Below are 23,652 nucleotides of genomic sequence, written 5' to 3' on the forward strand. Positions count from 1 at the left end.
TTCTTCCTCTTATTTCTCTAATTCTAATAAAACACTAAGGGCTGATAAGGCGTAAAGCGGTGCTGTTTCTGCTCGCAAGATACGAGGGCCAAGTCCTGCCAATACTGCTCCCTTAGCTTCGAAACTCTCAATTTCTGCAGGTGACAGACCGCCTTCTGGTCCAAATATAAAGAGCAATTTGGCTCCTTTTTCAAGACCAGAGACTGCTTGCAAGAGAGCAGTGGCTTCACCGTCTTTAGCAGACTCTTCATAAGCTACTATGATAGAGTCAAACTGGTCCAACTGAGCTAGAAAATCGGCTTTTTTCTCGAAAAGCTTGATACTTGGAACAACATTACGCTTGCTTTGTTCTGCTGCTCCAAGGGCAATTTTTTCTAATTTTTCAACCTTTTTACCCAATTTCTTGCCATCCCACTTGGTAACTGACCAGTCGGCAGGAAAGGCCCAGATTTGGCTAGCACCCAGTTCGGTTACTTTTTGAGCGATGAACTCCAGCTTGTCTCCCTTGGGAAATCCAGATGCGATGGTCACTTGGATTGGTAATTCCACATTGTCAGCTAATTCTTGGACCAACTCAAACTGACGGGCTTCCACATCCAGCACGCACGCCAAACGTTTTATGCCATCATCAAAGACCAAGGTCACTTCATCATCTTCTTTCAGGCGCATAACCTGAAACATATGCTTGCTGGTTTCCTTGTCCTCGATGGTGACAGGAGAGACTGCACTCCCCTTGACAAAATACTGCTGCATGCTAGCCTCCAATCACACCTGAAATATCCTTGGTTTTCTTAAAGACACAGGCATTCCATTCCCCTTGAACCATGTGGGTTTCAAGGAAAAATCCAGCTGACTCAGCCGACTCGCGCACCATGTCCCACTTGTCCTTGATAATGCCACTCATGATGAGGTAGCCTTCATCCTTTACCAAGCGATAAGCATCCTCCGTCAGATGAATGAGAATATCCGCCAAGATATTAGCCACGATGACATCTGCTTCAATCTCAACTCCCTTAAGCAAGTCTCCTGCTGCTACATGGATATTTTCCATACCAGTGTTGAGCTCAATATTTTCCTGAGCCACACGAACCGCCACATCATCCAAGTCATAGGCGAAAATCTCCTTGGCACCTAGGAGTGAGCTTGCAATAGAAAGAACCCCTGAACCAGTCCCTACATCTAGCACTGTTTCGCCACCACGAAGAACCTGTTCCAAGGCAAAGAGGCTCATCTTGGTTGTTGGGTGGGTCCCTGTCCCAAAGGCCATACCAGGATCCAGCTTGATAATCTTTTCTCCTGCTGTTGCCTCATAGTCCGTCCATGACGGTACGATGGTCAGGTCATGGGTGATGCGTGCCGGTTCATAATACTTCTTCCAGTTGTCAGCCCAGTCTTCCTCAGCCAAGGCAGTCGTGCCCATCTTGACTTCTCCTAGGTCCATAAAGTCGGTCAATTCTGCCAGACGAGCCTGCAAATCCGCTTCAACTGCTGCTACATCAACCGTTTCAGGGTAGTAGGCGGTCACTACGATTTCTTCCTGTTGCTCCACCTCTGGGAAAATTTCACCGAATCGGTCCACATTTCCCACATAGTCCATGCTGTCTTCAATTGCTACCCCTTGCGCTCCCAGCTCAATCAAGAGATTGGAAACCAACTCCTCTCCCTCACGCTTCACTGTAACTTTTAACTCTTGCCATGTTTCCATTATTAAGATACCAAGCCCGTAAAACACAAAGCCAAAATAGGAAACTCTCTGAAGACGTTTGTGTCTAAGAGAAGTTTATCTTTTTGGCACAGTGTTTAGGGCGGGTTCAGTTTAGAAATGTAACTGAACCATCCTTTCTAATCACTTACTTTTAAATAATCTTTTAATCTCTCTTGCAACTGAGGCACAACTTGACTGGAACTAAGAAATTCCTCAACATTCATCAGCTGATAGCCCTGTCCTTCATCTCCGAAGATGATATTGTCAAATTGTTCTTGTCTTAGCTGACCAACCATAAAGACCGATTTCTTGCCTTTAAAAATTACGCTAGGATAAATCTTGCTCCAAAGCAGACAGTCTTCATCTAAATGAATTCCCAGTTCCTCATAAACTTCACGCCGAGCGCATTCAAAAGGGCTTTCGTCCCCTTCACGGCCACCACCTGGCAACTCCCACATGTTGGGACAAGGGATATCGTCCTTGTCATCACGCAAAATCGTCAGTAGCTTATCCCCACAAAAGAGGGCAATCTTGCAACCTTGGAAATCAGAAATTTCTAGTTCCATCTTCAGTTCCTTCTAACATTTCCTTTTCCAGCTCTGCTAACAAGTTTTCATAATAGCGTTTCTCGTCCCTCAACATTCGACTACTATCCATTTTCTGTCTAGCAATCTTGAGAGCCTTACGAGTTCGATCTACATCTTTCTTCACCTTTAATTGATACCAGGCTTGTATCACTTGAAGATTGGACAGTTTGAGAGACAGAAACGATTTGACCTGTCGAATACTAGCATATTGCTCCGCTTGCTCAAAATCTCCTTCCAACAAGGCGATATGAAGCAGGGATAGTTGGGCAACTGTCTGCATCATCGGAGTAGTTGTCCTCTCAAGTAATGCTTGAAACTGCTGTTTAGCTACTTCTTCCTTCCCTTCCAAAATGGAAACTTCACCTTGCATACCTAATACACCATCCGCAAAACTCCCTCGTGCATCCTCAGGAACTGCTTGAACAAAGTCTTTCAAATCATATTCTTGAGGAGCCAGCAAAGTTTGAGCAGAATGTCTCAATACCAGGTAGGCGTATTTGGTATTTTCAGGGTGTTGTAGTAATTCCCAAATTTTTGCTCCATCGGTGATGTCGACTGGCAAAATGTTATTTAGGAAGAAAGATAAATTAAGAAAAATCCAAGTCCCTGCAAAATACCAGCTTCTTGTCAAAAATCCAAACACTATCGCCAATAATATCAAGCCGAGATGAACCATCAAGCCTCCTGAAAGCATCAGGATGATTCTTTGATCGCTTTCATCCTCTTTTAAACCAATGTATTGAGCACCAACATTTTTCAGAATGGCTGTTCTACTAAGATGAAACCTGCCTGACTTTTTGGTCAAAATAAAATGTCCTAATCCAAAAGCCACCAGCCGATAGCCTGTCAAGTAGCCACAAAAAGCATGACCCAGTTCATGAAGAATAAAGATTAAATACATGCTTAGAAGAGCGAAGGCATAACCAAAAGTAAAGGCTAAAACTGCGGAATACCCCAACTCTGCAAATGCGATTGTTCCACAAGCAAAAGCTAGCATAATAAAGACAACAGCTAGCACATAAACCAAATAAGTCCCAATTTTCTTCATAACACCTCCAACCAACTCCTAGTATCTTGGATAAGGATAAAATTCTCCCTCTTCCAAGCCAACTTTTCCTTCTTCAAAGACTTCTTGATTCCATTCCATGACAAATTCCTCTGCTTCTGGATCTTCCAAAAAGTCCATGAGGGTATCTAGCCCAACCTCAGCAGTATCTTTAAGGAAAAGGGCAAAATAAGCTAAAAATTCACGGGAAAATCCTTTTTTAGGCAGGTAAGGAATAACAGTCAAATAGTCTTCCTCATTGACTGTTGACTTGGCAGGATTGTAGAAAAGGACCGCTTCCTCAAAAAGAATGTCATCTGATGAAACCTCTCCGTCTTCATCCACCATCTCCACACCTGCAGCATTTTGCGCTTCCAATAGAAAACTCACTTCTACCGCATGGTTGCGTTTGTCCCAGCTAATCTCAAAGTCAAAGGGAAAGTTCTTGTCCAACTCTTCCTCTAAAACATCTAAAAATCCGTATGTTGCCATTTTGTCCTCTTTCTATGCGACTCTTTAATCGCCCCGATTGCTCGGAAATATGCTAAAATAGATACTACCATCTTACCACAAAATTATTTTATGTCCTAATTATACCATATTACCTCATTTAAACCCTTGGTATCAGTGATTTTCTTAAAAGTCTGATTTCTTCATTTCTCATAAAAATCAATATAAAAAGCCCGCGAAAGGGCTAATAAATCTATAAAATCAATAGGCGAGTAACTAGCACAAGTGGACGTGCTTTTTTATTGACTATTACCACGATACCACGCTTAATCTTAGGCTTGAACTTTCTTATCTGCAATAGCGTCTGTCAAAGTCTGAGAAAAGTTAAGTCCCATTTCTCGTCCCAACTTATCTGCCCATTTTGGTATGGTCAAAGTCTTTTTAATGGGTTCCTGACTTCCTAGGTATTCTGATACATCAACAGATACCATAGAAATAAAAGATTTATCAAGGTCATAGGTTGACACGAAATCTTCATCATCTTTAAAAGGATCATTATCAATTAAAGACAAGCTATTGATATCTGATGGCTGAGGTAACTCTCCATCACTCTCTATCAAATCTGCAACAGTTATCCCTAGCCACTCCGACCCCATAGCCAAAGCCTCAGAAATCCCCTCTCCTTGTGTAGCTGAGTATTCAAAATCTGGGAAATGGACAAAATAAGTCGCTTCTGTTCCGTCTGTGTCGTCATAATAAAATAAAGCTGGATACGTAACTAACATTTCACTACCTCCATATCAAAAAGCAGGGGCTGAATTTTACAACCCAGCTTGCTTTCTTATCCCTCTTTCAGTGTACTTATTCAGCTCACCATGAAGGATTGTGATAGGTCTTTCCCCTTGCTTCTCGATTTTAATATGGGAGCCTTTACCGCCTCTAGTCTTTATCCAACCATGGGCCGTAAGGAGTTTAACCATCTCTTTTTGTGTCATAGGCATAGCGCTTTTACCTCCTGACAACACCATTATAACACGTGTTACACGTATTGTAAAGGAGTGATACTTATTATTCTATTATACATAAAAACCCTTAGATGTGGTTCTAAGGGAAGCCAATTTATTCATACCTATTTTTCTAATGAGTAGTAAAAACTGCTTCTTTATCGAGCAATTCATCATCTGTATAGTCAATTGTAAAAGTATCTCGATCTAAGACAGATTGAGGCGGAGTTGAATGAATCATAGGAACACTGCGTACTCTATATTTTTTATCTCCAATTTTTACAAACTGATACTCTTCGAAAATCTCTTCAAACCACGTCAACGTCGCCTTACCGTACTCAAGTACAGCCTGCGGCTAGTTTCCTAGTTTGCTCTTTGATTTTCATTGAGTATGATTAACTCTCAAGTATTCAAAATCAGGATTTTCAACAGTTATTACAAGGAGGCGATTTACTACTTCAAAAACATCAATTATTCTATTTTTCATATTTTTTCAACCCATTATTAGAATGAACTTCTTGGTAAGCAAAATCAAGTTTAGATTTAATGTTTTCGTACAAATCTAAAATCTCTTTTGGAGTATCTTCCCGGAAGAAAAGTTTTCTTTTCCCTGAAATAACTTGATCACTAAGAATCCAATGACGAATTTGTTTTGTAAAAATCAAAATTTCCTGACTTGGTAGTTCCATCATTTCCATTGCTTATCACCTCTCTTTTCATTATAGTTCATACAATGACATTCAGCAATATTATTTCTCAAGTCAGCACTTCCACTTCTTTAGGCTCAACTATCCTATTTTGAGCTTTAAAGAAAATCAAATCTCTCATGCTGATACCTCTCCTCATTAAATTAAATAGTAAAAAAGATTCTATCTCACTCCCTGATTATTACAAAACCATTGAAATATCACAACTAATAGGCTAGAATGGATATAGTAGATCAGTCATTCTACTCAAATCCACGCTAGAAAGGACTGCTATGCCAGACAATCTCGCGCTTCGCATGCGCCCTAAAACCATCGACCAGGTCATCGGTCAGGAGCATCTGGTCGGACCTGGAAAAATCATCCGCCGCATGGTGGAAGCCAACCGCCTGTCCTCCATGATTCTATATGGCCCTCCGGGAATCGGCAAAACCAGTATTGCCTCTGCCATCGCTGGAACGACCAAGTATGCCTTTCGAACTTTCAATGCGACAGTTGATAGTAAAAAGCGACTGCAAGAAATCTCGGAAGAAGCTAAATTTTCTGGTGGTCTCGTCCTATTGCTAGACGAAATTCATCGACTAGATAAGACCAAGCAAGACTTCCTCTTGCCTCTCTTGGAAAGTGGACTGGTCATCATGATTGGAGCAACGACTGAAAATCCTTTCTTCTCTGTCACTCCTGCCATTCGTAGCCGTGTTCAAATTTTCGAGTTGGAACCTCTGTCTAACCAAGACGTCAAAGAGGCCCTGCAGATAGCTCTAAGTAACCCTGAACGTGGTTTTGATTTTCCAATAGAACTAGATGAGGATGCGCTGGATTTCATCGCAACCTCTACAAACGGAGACCTTCGCTCTGCCTTTAACTCACTGGACTTGGCTGTTCTCTCTACCCCTGAGAATGACAAGGGCATTCGCCACATCACCTTAGACATCATGGAAAATAGTCTTCAGAGAAGCTACATCACTATGGACAAGGATGGAGACGGTCACTATGATGTTCTATCTGCCCTGCAAAAGTCTATCCGTGGCTCAGATGTGGATGCCAGTCTCCACTATGCTGCCCGCTTGATTGAGGCTGGGGATCTGCCTAGTCTCGCTCGTCGCTTGACTGTTATCGCCTATGAAGATATTGGCTTAGCCAATCCTGAGGCCCAGATTCATACCGTGACTGCTCTGGATGCTGCCCAGAAGATTGGGTTCCCAGAAGCCCGCATTCTCATTGCCAATGTCGTGATTGATTTGGCCCTTTCTCCAAAATCCAACTCAGCCTATGTAGCTATGGATAAGGCACTTGCTGACCTCAAAACATCAGGGCACTTGCCTATTCCGCGACACCTGCGTGATGGGCACTACAGTGGAAGCAAGGAACTTGGCAATGCCCAAGACTATCTCTATCCACACAACTATCCTGGAAATTGGGTCAAGCAAGACTATCTGCCAGAAAAAATTCGTAATCATCACTATTTCCAAGCAGAAGATACTGGTAAATATGAACGGGCCTTGGCTCAAAGAAAGGAAGCTATCGACCGTTTGCGAAAAATCTGAAATCCTTTTCAAAAAATTGCACTTTCCTCTTGATTTTTTTTGAAAAAGTGGTATCATATAAGTATAGAAACGCTGTGGTGTACGACTTCACACTTAAGTGTTGACCGACTATTTTTTGTATTATTAGGGAAACAAAAGTCTTCTAACAGCATGTAGGCCGTCTCACACGGAAACAGCTTCAGTTAGAGCGAGTTGCCCACCTGCTTAATTGCGCGGGTTCAATACAAACCGTGAAGTTTCGGCACCAATACAGCTTTTTTCTTTGCCTCCTTAGCTCAGCTGGCAGAGCAGCGGACTCTTAATCCGTGGGTCACAGGTTCGATCCCTGTAGGGGGCATCTACATACAACAGGAAAAGCCTTGGAACCAAGGTTTTTTTTGCTTAAATAAAATTTTTTTCAAATTCTTTAGAAAACTAGTTTAAATCATAATCCAACACCAATTTTACAAATACCATAAACTAAGCTTATATACCCAAAACACAAAAAGTCCTCTTTCCACTATTTTAGAAAGAGAACTTTTTCTTTAGGAGAAATAACTTTATTTTTAATCGATTCGTGATAGCTCAGCTGGCACTGTTAAGTAATAAGTTGCAGTCAAGCTTGCTTTGCCTTGATTAACAAAAATCTCGATGGAATTTTTATCTAAAATAACATCCAATTCTTTAGCTTCAATATCTACATACCGTCGGCTTGTATCCTGTTCTTCTTCACCTAGAATTTTTTGAACAAGATGGCTACGATCAATGTAAACTTGCTGCGCATTACTGACATAACCAAATTCAAGATAATCTGTATCATTTCCTAAGCGGTAATGACAATCTTTATCTATTTGGATTTGATATTGGCCTTTTTTAACAGGGAATTGTCTTAGTTTGCCATCTTCCAATCTTAGAATTCTAGGTAAAGTCATGGCACATGCCCATTTGTGTTCTTGGTCATGGGTTGGAAGGGTACGCCCCCATGTCTGCATCCAAGCAATCAGGATACGACGATTTTGATCGTCCAACAATGTTTGAGGCGCATAGAAGTCTTGGCCATGATCAATTTCTTGAACTGATTCTGGGATAAAACGTTTTTCTCCCCAATCTACCTTACCCGTGAACAAAACCGATGAGTTGATGTTATGATATGAGTCTCCCTCACGCTGATAACGCATGGGTGACATAATAAGGCAATCTTTCCCCTCTAACTCGAAGTAATCTGGGCATTCCCACATGAAGCCTTGGTGTTCTACCCCTTTTAAAAAGATGGATTCGAACTGCCATTCTACTAGGTTATCGGACCCTAGTAGAACGATACAGCCCACATTATCCTTGTGTTTGGCAGCTACTACGGAGTAATAGCGTCCATCTTTTTCAAAGAGTTTTGGATCACGAAAATCAGCAGCAATCAACTCATCTGGCAAGTCTGCTCCAGTTGCAACTGGATTTTGTTCAATCTTTTCAAAGTGAATCCCGTCGTCTGAAAATGCTATATTTTGCACTTGACGAACACCTGTTTCTTCTTCGATATGCCCAGTATACATGAGCCAGAGGCGATCATCCTTGACAATGGCAGAACCTGAGAAACATCCATTGCGGTCATAATCTTGGTCAGGAGCAAGTGCCACCGGCAAGTGCTCCCAAGTCATCAAGTCCTTACTTTTAGCATGTCCCCAGTGCATAGGCCCCCAAACACTATCATAAGGATAGAATTGATAAAAGAGATGGTATTCTCCACGAAAATAGACAAATCCATTTGGATCATTGATCCAACCAATCTCAGCTGAAAAATGTTCTTCAGGCTTATATTGAGTATTTACGAGATGTTTATTTTCTGCTATAAAACGATTGGCTTTTTCTACTGTGTATTTCTTATCTCCCATAATCAACCTCTAGTTTTTGTTTGCTTGGTATTGGTCGTAGTATTTTTGTTTAATAGCGAGGTAATCTGAAAGTCCGTATTTTTCAAGTTCTTTCTTGTAATCATCCCACTCAGCATCAATATTGCCATTTACAATCCATTCAGCGCGCTTGCGGTAGATATAGTCATTCATATCTGCCTCGATGTGGGCAATCTTATCCAGATCTTCCTGTGTCATAAAGACTCTTGGATAGTTATTGTCATTGCTCATGTAAGGAACATAATATTCTTTGATAAGATCCAAACGCCATTTGGCATCATCTGGCATAGTTGTCACTTTACCATAGTATGAATCTAGGATAGCTAGTGGTCCTCCTACTTCAGTCTTTTGACGAAGTTCTGCTGGTGCAGTTCCGTTTAGTGGTAAGTGTTTGAGGCTGTTAGTTGCTTGGTCAAATTCAAAGATATTTTGTTGCTTGTCATCTCCGTAAGTTCCCCAGTTATTTTGCACAGATTGGAGTGGAGCGTATTGTGCATCAATCCATTTAGCTGTCAATTCTAGGTTTTTGTTTACACTGGTAATAACCATCTTGTCACGTGCAAATCCCATACCGTTTGTACGAGCTACGTGTTTTTGACCACTTGGTCCAGCAAGTACTGGTAAAACATCATAACTTTCGTTACTTCCAATAACATTATTCTTATCCCATGTAAAGTAAACACCAAATTTCTGATCATGACCTTTAGCAATGTAACTATTCCAATCATGTTCGAAAGCTTCTTTATCAATCAAGCCTTTTTCTTGCAATTGACGGATAAATTTGACACCTTCTTTATAGTTATCGTTATCTGCTGTGAAATCAACTTTGCCATCATTTCCTACTACTAAATGATCATCGTTATCCCCTATACCAAATGCAGCAAATAGGAATTTAAAATCTTCGTTTCCGTTACCACTAATAAATGAAAATGGAATTTCATCAGCCTCTCCATTTCCATTTGGATCCCCGTTTTTGAAAGCTTCTAGGACTTTAATCAAATCATCAGTAGTTTTTGGCATTTCAAGACCAAGTTTCTTAAGCCAATCTTTGTTAATCCAAGCCATATCGTTGACGCTTTGAATAGACTCTTTAGATTTGGCATGTATTTATCAATCAAATCTTCAACTGGAATAATAACACCTTTTTTAGCCCAGTTCATCAAGTCCACATCTGAAGCTCCGTCGTTGTGGATAGCATCTGGTAAATCACCACTAGAAATATCCAAGTTACGTTTTTCTGCAAAGTCGGATTGGTAGTTGGTCCAGTCAATATGAACGCCAGTTTCCTTCTCCAAACGTTGCAAAATTAACTTTTCATTTGGGTCTTTAGGAGATAACGGTGAACTGGCTGTCATAAACTTCAATGTTTTCTTTTCTTGAAGCGGGAATGTTACACCTTCCAACTTATAATCTGGACTTGAAGCTGTATTTTTTGAGCCACAGGCTGCAAGTACTGCTAAACTAGCTGTCAACAAAACTGCTGATTTTGAGAATGTTTTGAATTTCATGAGAAAACTCCTTTTATTTTTTCTTTTTTTATCCTTTAAGTGAACCAGCCATAATTCCTTTATCAAAGTATTTTTGGAAGAATGGATACATAACAATCAATGGCAAGCTGGAAATGACAATAGTTGCGTATTTAATCAATTCAGCTAAACGTTTCATTTCATTCATAGCCGCTTGTGCTCCAATCATGTCTTGACCTGGTTGGCTCTGAATGAGAATTTTACGAAGTACTAGTTGCAATGGTTCCAAGTTTGGATCCTTGATATAAATCATTGCATCAAAGTATGAGTTCCACTGGCCGACAAAAGCATAGAGGAAGAGAACAAACATAATTGGTTTTGCAAGAGGAAGCATGATTTTGAAGAAAATCTGTAAATCATTTGCACCATCAATGACCGCTGCTTCAACTAATTCTTCAGGCAATCCTTGGAAATAAGCCCTAGCAAGAATAATATTCCAAACATTGACAGCACCTGGAACAATGATAGCCCATGGAGTATTCAGCATGCCCAAATCTTTTACCAGCAAGTAAGTTGGGACTAAACCACCACCAAAGAACATGGTTACAATCAAGAAGTAGTTAATCCAACGGCGCCCTACCAAGTCTTTCTTAGAAAGAGGATAAGCTGTAAACACAGATAGCAAGACTGTTAAAGCCGCAAAGCCAAAAGAGTATAGTAGAGAATTGATAAAACCTCTTAGAATAGATTGGTCACTGAATACACGCTGGTAACCTTCTACCGTCCAATCGGCTGGATTAAAGCTAATCCCTCTACTAACCAGAACCTTAGGATCCATAAAGGATGCTACGACGATATAAAGTAAAGGAAGTAAGGTTATCAAAACGATAAAGACAATAATGATTTTATTTAAGAGTAAGATACGTCTATCAAATTTTGTATCCATAATCGAATTTTTCATGCTTCCCTCCTTAAATTCCTTCACCATTATTCACGCGTTTAACGATTTGGTTAACCGCGACTAGCAATACTACGTTAATCACTGCATTAAACAAACCAACCGCTGTTGAGTAAGAATAGTCTCCTGATACAAGACCAACTTTATAGACATATGTAGAGATAATTTCAGAAGTTGGCAAGTTCAACGATGTCTGCATCAGGAATGCTTTTTCATATCCGACATTCATGATTCCACCTGCAGCTAAAACAAATTGGATAACCATAATAGGCTTAAGAGCTGGAATATCAATGTGCCAGATTCGTTGGAAGATATTGGCTCCATCCAGTCGTGCTGCTTCTACTAAGGCTGGATCTACATTTACCAACGTTGCCGTGTAGAGCGTTGAAGCCCACCCCATTCCTTGCCAGATACCACTAAAGATGTATAAAGGTCTAAAGAAGTCTGGATTTGTCAAGAAGTCAGCCTTCATTCCAAACATAGAGAGAAAATTGTTAATTGGTCCTCCCACTGAAAAGAAAAGGAAAATCATACCAACGATAACAACGACTGAGATAAAGTTTGGTGCGTATAAAATGAGCTGAATTCGTTTTTTAACTTTTTCACTCAAGAGTTGATTGAGCATAATAGCAAGAATGATTGGTGGTAAAAAGCCAAGCAATAAACCATAGATACTTAATTTTAAAGTATTGGCTAACAAGATACCAAAGTTGGGAGAGGATATGAATTTTGTAAACTCAGAAAAACCAATCCAATCACTCCCTAAAATTCCTTTTAAGGGATTGTAATCTTTAAATGCGATTAAAACCCCGTACATAGGAATGTATTTAAAGATAAAGGTTAAAACTAAACCAGGGACAGTCATCAATAACAAGAGTTTTTGTTTCTTGATTCTTTCCCAAAGAGAAACTTGCTTCGCTTTGCTATTCATAGCAACCTCCTTTTTTGAAACGTTTCATTTTTGGTCGAAAAAGATAACGCTTGGCGCTGTCTATTTGTTTTGTTTTTGAAACGTTTCATTTTTGTTTTAAAAAAATAAATCTTTTTTTATCTGAATTCATTCTAACATTGTTAGCGTTTTCTGTCAAGACTTATTTTCATTTTTTGTTGTTTTTCCTTCAACAAATTTCACTGGTAGGATTGTCTGCAAATTAACAGTCTTTCCATCAATAATATCAAACAAAATCCGAACCGCTTCTTTTGCCATTTCTTCCAATGGTTGTTCAATAGTTGAAAGTAGATAATCTCTATCTCCAGCCATTTTAATTCCATCGTATCCAATAATTTGGACATCATGAGGAATACGTTTACCATTTTTTTCTAGTATATCAATAACATCTAAAGCTGCAAAGTCGTTAATTGTAAAAATTCCATCTATAGAATGATTGTCTTCCAAGAAACTCTCTAGCTTTCCATGATAGTCAGTAACTGTCTCATCCAAATCAAAAATACTAAGAGGTATTTTATGCTCTTGGACATACTTTTCAAAGGAAATTCTACGACGTTTGGTTTCATTAATGGTTGTATTATGTCCGCCCACAAAGGCTAAATGCTGACATCCTTTACTAATTAATTGTTTAGCTGCTTCTCTTCCACCTGCATCATTATCTGATGAAACACAAGGAATGGCAATATCTGAGTATGTGCGGTCAATACTAACAAAGGGAATTCCTGACGTCAAGTAATGTTCAATTGGACTATAGGTAATGGCAACCACTCCATCAACTTTATTATGACGCAACATCTCCAGATAGTCTTGCTCTCTATTTGTACCATTGATAGAACATAAGAGTAATTTGTTATTTCTCTTATAGACTTCATTTTCCACATGCATAGCAAATTCTGAAAAGAAGGGATGCCAGATACTTGGTACAATGATTGCAATCGTTTCTGTTCGATTTTTTTTCATTCCTCTAGCATAGTAATCTGGAATGTAATTCAAAGTTTTAATCGCTTGCTCCACTTTTTTCAAGGTTACTTCTTTAATGCCTTTTTCTTTATTAATCACACGTGAAACTGTTCCAACACTAACTCCTGCTTCTAAAGCAACATCTTTCATGGTAATTGATTTTCTTTGTTCTACCATCTTATCACCTCCTTTCAATATATAGTATCATGCAAACGCTTTTTTAGCAACTATTTCTCAATCATTTTTGTCCAGACCCTTTTTCCCATCATGAATAAAATCACTCCAATCGGCTTTCTAAAATCCCATCAATTTCATATATAGGAATCTACCAACCACAGGAAAAGACTTTGTTTGCTTTCTATCTCCTCTTTTTCATAATATATTTCCGTACAGGTGCTTCAACCATTTGAACGATTTCAAATCCTTCTTTTTGGTAAAGATTCTGAGCTCTTTGATTTGCTTCGAGGACATTTAAAGAAATACTGTCTATATCTTCATTTTCAAAGGCCAAACTAACAAATTTCCTTAAAGCCTGCCTACCTAAGCCCTGCCCCTGTTTCTGGGGGTTGATAAAGAATCTTCCAATATGAAGATTGCTGTCTTCTAGCCTGATTTTCTGGATAAGCCCGACAAACTCGTGTCCATCAAAGATTGAAAAGACTCCTTCCAAGTCTTGCAAGGCTTGAAGGGTCAGTGGAAAAGGAATCCTTGGTCCCATCCATTGTTCTTGAAAGGATTTGCCAAGGGAGTTGGACCATTGGCATACGAGCTGAGCGTTTTCTGTGCTCACCTTTTCTTCAAAACGAATTATCATCTTGACCTCACCATCTTATCTATGTCTCTCCATTATACTACTTCTCCTATTTTTTACGAATAGATAAGTATGATTGATATTTATTTTTTTCTTGTCGGGAGTATTCTCGCTTCCTTTCTTGGTTTGGTCATTGACCGTTTTCCAGAGCAATCCATTATCAGTCCAGCCAGTCACTGCGATTCCTGTCAGACTCGCTTGCGTCCCTTAGATTTGATTCCGATTCTCTCACAGGTCTTCAATCGCTTTTGCTGTCGCTACTGCAAGGTCCGCTATCCTGTCTGGTATGCCCTCTTTGAACTAGGCTTAGGACTCCTCTTTCTGCTTTACTCTTGGGAATTACTTTCCTTGAGTCAAGTCATCCTAATCACTGCTGGTTTGACCTTGGGCATCTACGACTTTCGCCATCAGGAATATCCCTTACTGGTCTGGATGACTTTCCACCTAATCCTAATAGCTTCCTCTGGCTGGAATCTGGTCATGATCTCCTTCCTCATACTTGGAATTTTGGCTCATTTTATCGATATCCGCATGGGTGCAGGGGATTTCCTTTTTTTAGCTTCTTGCGCTCTCGTCTTTAGCGCAACAGAATTGCTCATCTTGATTCAGTTTGCTTCTGCAACGGGGATTCTAGCCTTTCTCCTGCAAAAGAAAAAGGAAAGACTTCCTTTCGTGCCTTTCCTCTTACTCGCTGCTTGTGTGATTATTTTTGGTAAGCTACTGCTTGTTTGATAAAGTCCAATTTCTGCCATATGTCCTTCATGAAATTATTTCACAGTTGAATTATAAATTATTTCTTTTGTACAAAGGAATGATGTTATCAAATCGATCTGTTCTTTTATCTTCTTGATACTGATCAAAAAATTTCATTTCGACTGAAAATATTTCGCTTATAAACTGTAAACGAATACTTTGTTTAGACATTATAGTCGCTAGACTGACTAGATGATTACTCAAAACGACGTCCAGAATACTCTTTACTTTGCTTGGTTTTTTAACAAAAATTTGATCATCCAGAGGTTCTATCATTTTGTAACCTTTTTGCGCAATTTGACGATAAAAGTAAGAATGTTGCTTTGGAGTCAATAATCCTAACTTAAAAGCTCGATACTCTAAAGCCTGTATCGAAACATTCAAATCCGACTTCAATAAAATATAACTATCAGGATTGCTGACACGCTTGCCAACCCTCTCTTCAAATTTGACTAAAAACTCTTCTTTTGGCAATAAAAAACATGATGCAAAATAATTTGCTTCTTGCTCCAAACGATCGCCATCTTCATTCATATCTTTATATTTGTGTAAAAGAATATGTCCTAGCTCATGAGCTAAGTCAAAATTTCGACGTACAGATGATTTATTCGTTCCCAACACAATATAAGGTCTTCCCAATTTTGACCATGCGCTATAAGCATCAGCTTGACCATTAATTAATCGTTCCACGATATAGATGCCTGAACGTTCTAATTTATAAAGCAAATCATGATTATCTTTTGAAATACCTAATTTTTCCCTGGCATAAAGAGCCAATTCCTCAATGGATTTTCCCTTATGATAAGATTCACTCACTACATTACTTAGGTCATGAATTGTAATATTAGGTATAATTACAAAACTTTCAAAATAATCAATCAAACTATCTACCTTATGTAAATACATAGTTTGAATATCTATTGTTTTCCGTGTTGCTAGGTCTGCATTTCTAAAGGCAATTACAGAAGAATCAAATCGAATGCTCTCCTCTTCCTGTTCAAAATAAGTTAAATCAACATGAAATTGGTTGGCCAAATGCATTTTGGTTGATAATTTAGGTTTCGTTTCGTTGGACTCAAACTGCCAAATGGCTTGTTCCGTTAAATTAATTCTCTGAGCCAATTCTGCTCTACTTAAACCATTTAACAGCCGTAATTCTTTCAATACCCGACCATTAAACATTTACATACTCCTTACTACTTTTGACCTTCTTGTTTTTCTATTCTTGGAATAATTTCAAAATCTTCTGTTTCCGATAATTCTGAAAAATTAGGAATATTTTGATATTTAGCTTCTTCGAAATGGTACGAACTTGATTGAATATACTCAGACAAATCCTGAATCAAGTGTAACTGACCAGTTCGTGCATCAGGCATAACAACATCTACAGATATAATATTGTTTTCTGAGTCCGCCTCATAAGTTAAAATCATAAATTTTTCGATATTCGAATTTTTGGTAGCTTGTTCAATTTCTTGAATCATTTCATCAGAAACTAACTCCATCTGAATTGGAAAAGAATGACTATCTTCATCATTTTTGTAGGAAGAATGTTGATTAAGATAAAGTGTATTCATCCGAGCATATTCAAATAAGTAGCCACTCTTATTTTTTTGTACCAAAGGAAATTGGCTCGTAAGTCGCTTCTTACCCTTTATAATTAACAATACTTTCCCATATTTTTCTGTATTTGTTTCAAATTCTAAATATCCCCAAGTCTGTCCTGCTAATTGTAATTTATACTCAAACAAATCTGCTGATGCAAATGCATTATCAATATGATTAGGTCGCGTCCATGCATAACCATTCGACACTTTCATTGTCTCTCTTTTTTCTAGACGTTCATCTACATAATCTTTTTGCCCTTTCATCAAAGTATCTACAATTTTTTGTGCCTCAAGCGAATCAAAGAGATTCTGATTCAACATAATTCTTCCTCCTCCGAATACTTTTTAATGAATTATATCATTTTCTTAAAGAAATTACTACAATAATTAGCTTTTTCTTAAAGTTATATATTAGAGTAATTTAGCAAATGATATCTAAAACCAGCTTTTCTCCTGCAAAAGAAAAAGGAAAGACTTCCTTTTGTGCCTTTCCTCTTACTTGCTGCTTGTGTGATTATTTTTGGTAAGCTACTGCTTGTTTGATAAAGTCCTGAATCGGCTCTCCTTGGTGGAGGGCTTTTACAATTTTCGAACCGACAATAACACCATCCGATACCGCATTGAAGCGTTCTACATCAGCTTGACTAGATACGCCAAATCCTGTCAAGACTGGGATATCGGCCACTTGATGAAGTTGTGCCAAGTGCTTGTCCAAATCTGCGCGGTAATTGCCTGATTTCCCTGTCACCCCATTGATGGCAACCGCATAGACGAATCCTTCTGCCCCATCAATCAACTCTTTCTGACGCTCAAGCCCTGTCGTCAAACTAACTAGAGGAATCAAGGCGATGTCTGTATCTGCCAAAAATGGTTCTACAAAGTTGGCATGCTCATGAGGCAGGTCTGGGATAATCAAGCCCTTCACAGCTGTATCAGCCAGATCTTTGACAAAATTCTCCACACCGTACTGAAAGAGGGGGTTGAAGTAGGTCATGATGACCAGTGGAACCTCTGTTTCAATTGTTTTCAAGGTTTCAACCAAAGCCTGGGTAGAGGTCCCGTGGGCTAAACTGCGCAGGCCAGCTTCTTCTATAACAGGTCCATCTGCAACAGGATCTGAAAAGGGAATGCCCACTTCAATTGCAGAGACACCTAAATCTTCTAAAAAGTGAATTGTTTCCCCAAGTCCATCCAAACCTTTCTCATGGTCTCCAGCCATGATATAGGGAACGAAAATTCCTTTTCCAGCTGCTTTTATAGCGTTTAATTTTTCTGTTAGTGTCTTAGGCATGAGCTTCTCCCTTCTTTGCTGCATCTGCTTCCAAGCGGTCCTTGACTTGAACCACATCCTTGTCCCCACGACCTGATAGACAGACAATCATAGACTTGTCTGGTCCAAGTTCTTTGGCCAATTTCACCGCAAAGGCGATAGCATGACTCGATTCCAAGGCTGGGATAATCCCTTCCACACGAGACAAGAGTTGGAATCCTTCCAAGGCTTCTTCGTCTGTTACAGGGACATAGCTGGCACGTTTAATATCGTGGTAGTGAGAATGCTCTGGACCGATACCAGGATAGTCCAAACCTGCTGAGATAGAGAAGGCTTCAAGAATTTGACCATGGGCATCTTGGAGCACATCCATGAGGGAACCGTGAAGGACACCTGGACGACCCTTGGTCAAGGTAGCTGCGTGGTGCTCTGTATCCACACCAAGTCCAGCCGCTTCAGCTCCATACATAGCTACAGACTCATCTTCTACAAAGGGATGGAAGAGCCCAATAGCATTAGATCCACCACCAACACAGGCTACTAGGGCATCGGGCAGATTTTGACCTGTCATATCGCGATACTGTTGTTTAGCTTCGCGACCGATGACACTTTGGAAGTCACGAACGATTTCTGGAAATGGATGAGGCCCCAAGGCAGAACCAAGGATATAGTGGGTATCGTCGATATTAGCCACCCATGAACGAAGGGCTGCATTGACCGCATCCTTGAGCACGCGCGAACCATCTGTTACAGCCTCGACCTTGGCTCCCAAAAGCTCCATGCGGAAGACATTGAGGGCTTGGCGTTTGACATCTTCCTCACCCATGTAGATGGTACATTCCATGTTAAAGAGGGCCGCAGCAGTTGCAGTTGCCACACCGTGCTGACCAGCACCCGTTTCTGCGATAATTTTCTTTTTACCCATGCGTTTGGCAAGCCAAACTTGTCCTAAGACATTGTTAATCTTGTGGGCTCCTGTATGGTTAAGGTCTTCCCGTTTGAGATAAATCTTGGCTCCGCCGATATGCTGGGTCAAGTTTTTTGCGTAATAAAGAGGAGTTTCACGTCCTACGTACTGGCGCAAAAGCTGGTTTAATTCCTCTTGGAAACTTGGGTCTGCCTGACTTTCACGGTAGGCCTTCTCCAACTCCAAAACTGCTGTCATCAATATTTCTGGGACAAAACGTCCGCCGAATTTTCCGTAAAATCCATCTTTATTTGGTTCCTGATATGCCATGCTTTACCCTCTCTATAAATCTTCTAATCTTTTCATGATCTTTTTGTCCATCTGTCTCCACTCCGCTTGATACATCTACTGCATAGGGAGTAAAGTGTTGAATTGCTTTTACTACATTGTCTTCATTAAGCCCACCTGCGATAAAGAAAGACTGAGTTAATCCAGTCGTATCCAGTTGAGCCCAGTCAAAGGTCTGGCCACTTCCTGCCACAGGGGCATCAAAGAGTAGATAATCTGCCTGAGAATTGGGGACATGCCCATTTCCATCTACCTGCACAGCCTGAATACTGGCACAAGGCAAATTCTCAAATAAATCATCTGCCACCTGACCGTGAACTTGAACCAAGTCCAAGCCAACTTTGTCAATCGCTTCTAGCAGTTCTGCCCGACTTGGTGAAACAAATACACCAACCTTTTTCACATCCGCAGGAATAAGCTTTGCCAGCACAGCTGCCTCTTCTAAAGTCACCTGTCTTTTACTAGGTGCAAAGACAAAACCGATATAATCGGCTCCTGCTGAAACGGCTGTTTCCACCGCTTCTTTGGTCGATAGTCCACAAATTTTAACCTTTGTCAATCTGCAACTCCTTGGTTCTCTGGGCTACATCTTCTGCCTGCATGAGAGCTGTCCCTACTAAAATTCCGTTAAAGTATGGCGCTAGTCGTTCCGCATCCTGCCCTGTGAAAATAGCAGATTCAGAAATGTAATAACGTCCTTCCTTAAAGTGTTGGGACAAGTCTACACTGGTCTGCAAGTCGACTTCAAAGGTAGTCAAATTGCGATTATTGACCCCGATAATCTGGGCACCAAGTCTGTGAGCCACTTCTAGTTCAGCTAGATTGTGGGTTTCCACTAAGACTTCCAGACCAAGTTCCGTCGCGTAGTCATAAAGTTCCTTAAGACGTTCTTCTGACAAGGCTGCCACAATGAGCAAGATGACTGTCGCACCTGCATTGCGAGCGCGGATGATTTGCTTTTCATCGATGATAAAGTCCTTGTTGAGCGTCGGAATGTTTACCTGACTGGAAATCTCCCTTAGATAATCCAAATGACCTTTAAAGAAAACCTCATCTGTCAAAACAGAAATCATCACTGCACCATTTGCTTCATAAGTCTGGGCCTGTTGCACAATATCCACATCGAGATTGATATCTCCCAAACTAGGGCTAGCTTTCTTGACCTCAGCGATTACCTGCAAGCGGTCCTGATGATTCTTCAAAAATTCTGCCAAGCGATAGGTCTGGCGCAGAGGCTGGATTTGCTCCAGCTTCATCTGCTCCACCTCACGCGCCTTCTGCTCTAAGATTCGTGCTAAAAATTCCTGACTCATTTTTGGTACTCCTGTAACAGTCTGAGTTTTTCAAGGGCCTTGCCTCTAGCAATCACTTGACGGGCCAAGGCAACTCCTTCCTTGATGCTATCAATCTTACCATTAGCATAGAAACCAAGACCAGCATTCAAGACTGTCGTTTCCAAGAATGGACTTGCTTCGTTTTTCAGAACGCTGAGCAAAATTTCTGCATTTTCCTGAGCATTCCCACCACGAATATCTTCCATAGCATAGCATTCCATTCCCAAATCCTCTGGAGTAAAGCTTGACAAACTGATTTCGCCATTTTCAAGAAGTGCAATCTTGGTTGTTCCGTTCAAGCCAGCTTCATCCAACCCTTCTGGTCCAGCAACCACGATGGCACGTTTGCGACCCATATTTTTCAAAACCTGAGCTGTACTTTCTAGGAGTTCTGGACGACTAATTCCAAGAAGCTGTGTTTCTAAAGCCATTGGATGAATCAGTGGACCAGTCAAATTCATAATCGTTGGAATTCCCAATTCCAAACGAGCTGGCATGATGTATTTCATAGCTGGGTGCATATTTTTAGCGAAGAGAAAGACGATTCCAGTTTTATCAAAGACCTTACCTAGTTCAGCTGGTTTGAGGTCAAGATTGATTCCCAAGGCTTCGAGGACATCTGCGGAGCCAGATTTAGAAGAAATCGAGCGGTTACCATGCTTGGCCATGTGAATACCGCCACCAGCCAAGACAAAGGCTGCAGTTGTGGAAATATTAAAACTGAAAGACTTGTCCCCACCTGTACCACAGTTGTCCATGGCATCATGAATCTCAGTTGGAATATGCTGGGCATGTCCTCTCATGACTTGGGCAATGGCTGTGCGTTCTTCAGGTGTTTCCCCCTTCATCTTAAGAGCTAAGAGGAGAGAAGCAATCTGCGCTTCAGTTACACGCCCAGTTACGATACGCTCAATGACATCCATCATTTCCACACCTGATAAATTTTCAAATTTTGCTAGTTTTTCAATAATCTCTTTCATCCTAGTTTCCTCACTTTACAACCTTCTCGATAAAATTCCGAATAGAAGACAAGCCGTCTGGCGTTCCAATGCTCTCTGGATGGTACTGGAAGCCATAAATCGGTAGGTTTTTATGTTGAATCCCCATGATGGCTTGGTCATCAGTCGAACGAGCTGTCACTTCAAAGTCTTCTGGCATTTCCTCAATCAAAATACTGTGATAACGCATGACCGCACGGCCATCCTCAATACCTTGATACAAAACAGATGGCGCTTCAAAGTTGATATTGCTCTGTTTCCCATGCATGACTTTTGGAGCCAAACCTAGCTTACCACCAAAGACTTCTGCAATGGCTTGGTGACCCAAACAAATCCCTAGAATCGGCTTCTTGCCTGCAAAATCACAAATCATGTCTTCCATCTTTCCAGCATCAACTGGCCAACCAGGACCAGGAGAAAAGACCAGACCATCTGCTTTTTCAGCTTCTTCATACAGCTTGGAATCATCATTTCTCAGAACCTGAACTTCTGCAAAATTCCCAATGTATTGGGCCAAGTTATAGGTAAAAGAATCATAGTTGTCAATCAATAAAATCATGGTCTTAGTTCTCCAATTCTAGTCATAGATTTTGCTTTGTTAATGGTTTCTTGGTATTCGTTTTGGGCGATAGAGTCGTAGACAATCCCTGCCCCAGCCTGCACATAGGCTCTTTGATTTTTGAGAATCATGGTTCGGATGGCAATGGCCAAATCCATATCACCCGTCGCAGACAAGTAGCCGATTGCTCCCGCGTATACGCCCCGTTTTTCTGTTTCCAGTTCATAGATGCGTCTCATAGCTCGAATCTTTGGTGCTCCAGAAACTGTTCCAGCAGGAAGTGTTGATTTCAAGGCATCCATAGCAGTGAGTTCTGGAAGCAAACGTCCCTTGACCACGCTGGTCAAATGCATAACATAGCGGAAGAGCTCCACCTTCATATACTTAGTAACTTGGACACTGGCCGTTTCAGAGATGCGGCCAATATCGTTACGCCCCAAGTCTACCAACATTCGATGTTCTGCTGTTTCCTTCTCATCAGAGAGGAGGTCAGTCGCCAAGGTCTTGTCTTCTTCATCCGTAGCCCCTCTTGGTCGCGTCCCTGCAATCGGATTGGTTGTCACGATGCCATTTTTGACAGAAACTAAACTTTCTGGACTAGCTCCGATGATTTGATAATCCCCAAAATCATAGAAATAAAGGTAATTAGAAGGATTAGTCACGCGGAGATTTCTGTAGAAGTCAAATGGATTTCCAGTAACTTCTGCTGAGAAACGCTGGCTGAGTACACATTGGAACATATCTCCGTTACGAATCAAGTCACGAGCTGTTTCTACCATTCCCTCAAACTTATGTGGAGCGATATGCGGTTTGAAGTCTAACGGAGATAGATCCAAGTCTTCAAATTCATTTGGAGCAGGAATGCGTAATTCCTCAAGCACTTGGTTCAAGGATTTTTCCAAGGCCTCTTGACTGCGCTCACTATAGAGAGCATCCTCGATGACATGAATTTTTTCCTTCTTGTGGTCAAAGACAATGTAACTCTCATAGACGAAGAAATGCATGTCTGGCGTTCCAATTGTATCTTCAGGAATTTGACCAATTTCTTCATAAAGCGAAATCATATCGTAACCAACAAAACCAATAGCTCCACCACCAAAAGGGAGCTCTGAATGGTGCTGGCTCTTATGAGTCACTTCATAAAGGAAATCCAAGGGATCCTGATCAATCATTTTCCCATTTTGGTAAAGAACTCCATTTTCAAACTTAATCTCAAAAACAGGATTATAGGCTAAGATAGAAAAACGAGCTGTTTCCTTGTCTCTCGGAATACTCTCTAAGATAACCTTGTGTTGTCCCTTTAAGCGCATATAAGCTAAGATTGGTGATAAGACATCTCCATGAATGATTCGTTCCATTGTAATTTCCCTTTCAGTTCTACTTCTAGTCCGTGGCGACTGTATGAAAAATCCCCACGCAAAATAACTTGCGTGAGGACGAAATTCGCGGTGCCACCTCAATTATAGGATTTCTCCTATCTCTCATTCCTGTCTTAGAAAGATTCTGTAACAGGCTGTGCGATAAAGGGCACTCCCTTGAGAATGATGTTTTCTTCTCTCGTTTCAGATGGACCCAACCTTACAGTTTTCTCTGCTTGTTTTCAGCAACCACAAGCTCTCTGTGAGAGAAAGGACTGTAATTTTTCCATCTTTTATTTTTTAGCTTCTAGGTAGTCTGCAATCGCAGCTACGTCCTTGTCTCCACGACCAGAGACATTGATGAAGAGATGTTCATCTCGGTACACCTTTATACTCTTCAAACCGCGTCAACTTCACCTTGCCGTAGGTATGGTTACTGACTTCGTCAG

The 23,652-nt window shown here is 40.6% G+C and carries 25 protein-coding genes, 1 tRNA gene, 2 pseudogenes and 1 other annotated feature; of the genes and pseudogenes, 4 read left to right on the forward strand and 24 right to left on the reverse strand.

Annotated features, from left to right (window positions below; genetic code table 11):
* Positions 1-9: 9 nt before the first annotated feature.
* The 9 genes from B4W83_RS05290 to B4W83_RS05330 all read right to left on the reverse strand — a co-directional run bounded on the left by B4W83_RS05290 (position 10) and on the right by B4W83_RS05330 (position 5,489).
* Positions 10-753 carry a 16S rRNA (uracil(1498)-N(3))-methyltransferase gene (locus B4W83_RS05290; RefSeq protein ID WP_001188219.1) on the reverse strand — a complete coding sequence of 248 codons (744 nt, stop codon included), beginning with the start codon at positions 751-753 and terminating at the stop codon, positions 10-12.
* A 1-nt stretch (position 754) separates the two neighbouring features.
* Positions 755-1,705 carry a 50S ribosomal protein L11 methyltransferase gene (prmA, locus tag B4W83_RS05295; RefSeq protein WP_000451162.1) on the reverse strand — a complete coding sequence of 317 codons (951 nt, stop codon included), beginning with the start codon at positions 1,703-1,705 and terminating at the stop codon, positions 755-757.
* Positions 1,706-1,842: 137 nt separating this feature from the next.
* On the reverse strand, positions 1,843-2,271 hold the full coding sequence (locus B4W83_RS05300) for an NUDIX hydrolase (RefSeq protein ID WP_000418168.1): 429 nt from the start codon (positions 2,269-2,271) through the stop codon (positions 1,843-1,845).
* A complete protein-coding gene (locus tag B4W83_RS05305) occupies positions 2,252-3,340 on the reverse strand; it encodes a site-2 protease family protein (protein ID WP_000719722.1) in 1,089 nt (362 codons plus the stop codon). The genes B4W83_RS05300 and B4W83_RS05305 overlap by 20 nt, the downstream gene beginning before the upstream one ends.
* An 18-nt stretch (positions 3,341-3,358) precedes the next feature.
* Complete coding sequence (locus tag B4W83_RS05310) at positions 3,359-3,829, reverse strand: DUF3013 family protein (protein WP_000257101.1); 471 nt, start codon at positions 3,827-3,829, stop codon at positions 3,359-3,361.
* 290 nt (positions 3,830-4,119) lie between these two features.
* Positions 4,120-4,572, reverse strand: coding sequence for a type II toxin-antitoxin system HicB family antitoxin (locus B4W83_RS05315; RefSeq protein ID WP_000961810.1), 453 nt, complete (start codon positions 4,570-4,572; stop codon positions 4,120-4,122).
* Between the two features lie 36 nt (positions 4,573-4,608).
* Positions 4,609-4,788: a type II toxin-antitoxin system HicA family toxin gene (locus B4W83_RS05320; protein WP_001132281.1), complete on the reverse strand. Its 180-nt coding sequence runs from the start codon at positions 4,786-4,788 to the stop codon at positions 4,609-4,611.
* Positions 4,789-4,924: 136 nt separating this feature from the next.
* Entirely contained in the window at positions 4,925-5,113 is a 189-nt protein-coding gene (locus B4W83_RS05325) for a hypothetical protein (RefSeq protein ID WP_001862821.1), read from the reverse strand.
* Positions 5,114-5,267: 154 nt separating this feature from the next.
* A complete protein-coding gene (locus B4W83_RS05330; RefSeq protein ID WP_000425689.1) occupies positions 5,268-5,489 on the reverse strand; it encodes a hypothetical protein in 222 nt (73 codons plus the stop codon).
* Positions 5,490-5,770: 281 nt separating this feature from the next.
* Here B4W83_RS05330 and B4W83_RS05335 point away from each other — a divergent pair, with 281 nt between their 5' ends.
* Together B4W83_RS05335 and B4W83_RS05340 are read left to right on the forward strand one after the other, a co-directional pair.
* On the forward strand, positions 5,771-7,042 hold the full coding sequence (locus B4W83_RS05335; protein WP_001113218.1) for a replication-associated recombination protein A: 1,272 nt from the start codon (positions 5,771-5,773) through the stop codon (positions 7,040-7,042).
* A gap of 264 nt (positions 7,043-7,306) precedes the next feature.
* Positions 7,307-7,379: transfer RNA gene (locus tag B4W83_RS05340), tRNA-Lys, on the forward strand.
* A gap of 208 nt (positions 7,380-7,587) precedes the next feature.
* On the opposite strand, the gene B4W83_RS05345 is transcribed toward B4W83_RS05340, so the two are convergent.
* From B4W83_RS05345 to B4W83_RS05375, 6 genes and pseudogenes are all read right to left on the reverse strand, one after another.
* On the reverse strand, positions 7,588-8,907 hold the full coding sequence (locus B4W83_RS05345; RefSeq protein ID WP_000502536.1) for a glycoside hydrolase family 32 protein: 1,320 nt from the start codon (positions 8,905-8,907) through the stop codon (positions 7,588-7,590).
* 9 nt (positions 8,908-8,916) lie between these two features.
* Positions 8,917-10,433 (reverse strand): annotated as a pseudogene (locus B4W83_RS05350) (ABC transporter substrate-binding protein).
* Between the two features lie 28 nt (positions 10,434-10,461).
* The gene (locus tag B4W83_RS05360) at positions 10,462-11,352 is read right to left on the reverse strand and encodes a carbohydrate ABC transporter permease (protein ID WP_000797956.1); all 891 of its coding nucleotides are present in this window, start codon (positions 11,350-11,352) and stop codon (positions 10,462-10,464) included.
* A gap of 10 nt (positions 11,353-11,362) precedes the next feature.
* Positions 11,363-12,280, reverse strand: a complete 918-nt coding sequence (locus B4W83_RS05365; protein WP_001084980.1) for an ABC transporter permease — start codon at positions 12,278-12,280, stop codon at positions 11,363-11,365.
* A 153-nt stretch (positions 12,281-12,433) separates the two neighbouring features.
* Entirely contained in the window at positions 12,434-13,435 is a 1,002-nt protein-coding gene (locus B4W83_RS05370) for a LacI family DNA-binding transcriptional regulator (protein ID WP_000230199.1), read from the reverse strand.
* Between the two features lie 181 nt (positions 13,436-13,616).
* Entirely contained in the window at positions 13,617-14,072 is a 456-nt protein-coding gene (locus tag B4W83_RS05375; RefSeq protein WP_000586773.1) for a GNAT family N-acetyltransferase, read from the reverse strand.
* Positions 14,073-14,141: 69 nt separating this feature from the next.
* Between B4W83_RS05375 and B4W83_RS05380 the strand changes: the two genes are divergently transcribed.
* A complete protein-coding gene (locus tag B4W83_RS05380; RefSeq protein ID WP_000565602.1) occupies positions 14,142-14,801 on the forward strand; it encodes a prepilin peptidase in 660 nt (219 codons plus the stop codon).
* A 51-nt stretch (positions 14,802-14,852) separates the two neighbouring features.
* Here the strand turns inward: B4W83_RS05380 and B4W83_RS05385 are convergent, their stop codons facing one another.
* Together B4W83_RS05385 and B4W83_RS05390 are read right to left on the reverse strand one after the other, a co-directional pair.
* Positions 14,853-16,004 (reverse strand): spr1629 family repressor/antitoxin, encoded by a 1,152-nt coding sequence (locus tag B4W83_RS05385; RefSeq protein ID WP_000481761.1) that lies wholly within the window; start codon positions 16,002-16,004, stop codon positions 14,853-14,855.
* A 14-nt stretch (positions 16,005-16,018) separates the two neighbouring features.
* Positions 16,019-16,750, reverse strand: a complete 732-nt coding sequence (locus B4W83_RS05390) for a spr1630 family ClpXP-sensitive toxin (protein WP_000934349.1) — start codon at positions 16,748-16,750, stop codon at positions 16,019-16,021.
* A gap of 123 nt (positions 16,751-16,873) precedes the next feature.
* Here B4W83_RS05390 and B4W83_RS13135 point away from each other — a divergent pair.
* A pseudogene (locus B4W83_RS13135) lies at positions 16,874-16,972 on the forward strand (prepilin peptidase); the annotation flags it as partial.
* On the opposite strand, the gene trpA reads toward B4W83_RS13135, so the two are convergent.
* Genes trpA through trpE form a run of 7 tightly spaced genes read right to left on the reverse strand, consistent with a single transcriptional unit; the run spans position 16,944 to position 23,203 of the window.
* Positions 16,944-17,720, reverse strand: a complete 777-nt coding sequence (gene trpA, locus B4W83_RS05395) for a tryptophan synthase subunit alpha (RefSeq protein ID WP_001127013.1) — start codon at positions 17,718-17,720, stop codon at positions 16,944-16,946. The pseudogene B4W83_RS13135 and the gene trpA sit on opposite strands and share 29 nt — an antisense overlap.
* Positions 17,713-18,936 carry a tryptophan synthase subunit beta gene (gene trpB, locus B4W83_RS05400; RefSeq protein WP_000331251.1) on the reverse strand — a complete coding sequence of 408 codons (1,224 nt, stop codon included), beginning with the start codon at positions 18,934-18,936 and terminating at the stop codon, positions 17,713-17,715. The genes trpA and trpB overlap by 8 nt, the downstream gene beginning before the upstream one ends.
* Positions 18,914-19,513: a phosphoribosylanthranilate isomerase gene (locus B4W83_RS05405; protein WP_000169908.1), complete on the reverse strand. Its 600-nt coding sequence runs from the start codon at positions 19,511-19,513 to the stop codon at positions 18,914-18,916. Before B4W83_RS05405 ends, trpB begins: the two co-directional genes overlap by 23 nt.
* Entirely contained in the window at positions 19,500-20,267 is a 768-nt protein-coding gene (gene trpC / locus B4W83_RS05410; protein ID WP_000076540.1) for an indole-3-glycerol phosphate synthase TrpC, read from the reverse strand. Before trpC ends, B4W83_RS05405 begins: the two co-directional genes overlap by 14 nt.
* Complete coding sequence (gene trpD / locus B4W83_RS05415) at positions 20,264-21,268, reverse strand: anthranilate phosphoribosyltransferase (protein WP_000658677.1); 1,005 nt, start codon at positions 21,266-21,268, stop codon at positions 20,264-20,266. Before trpD ends, trpC begins: the two co-directional genes overlap by 4 nt.
* A gap of 10 nt (positions 21,269-21,278) precedes the next feature.
* Complete coding sequence (locus tag B4W83_RS05420; protein WP_000601921.1) at positions 21,279-21,845, reverse strand: aminodeoxychorismate/anthranilate synthase component II; 567 nt, start codon at positions 21,843-21,845, stop codon at positions 21,279-21,281.
* A complete protein-coding gene (trpE, locus tag B4W83_RS05425; protein WP_000439608.1) occupies positions 21,842-23,203 on the reverse strand; it encodes an anthranilate synthase component I in 1,362 nt (453 codons plus the stop codon). The genes B4W83_RS05420 and trpE overlap by 4 nt, the downstream gene beginning before the upstream one ends.
* 71 nt (positions 23,204-23,274) lie before the next feature.
* Positions 23,275-23,500 (reverse strand) — a binding site (T-box leader).
* Positions 23,501-23,652 lie beyond the last annotated feature (152 nt).

The organism is Streptococcus pseudopneumoniae ATCC BAA-960 = CCUG 49455 (assembly GCF_002087075.1).
Taxonomy (GTDB): domain Bacteria; phylum Bacillota; class Bacilli; order Lactobacillales; family Streptococcaceae; genus Streptococcus; species Streptococcus pseudopneumoniae.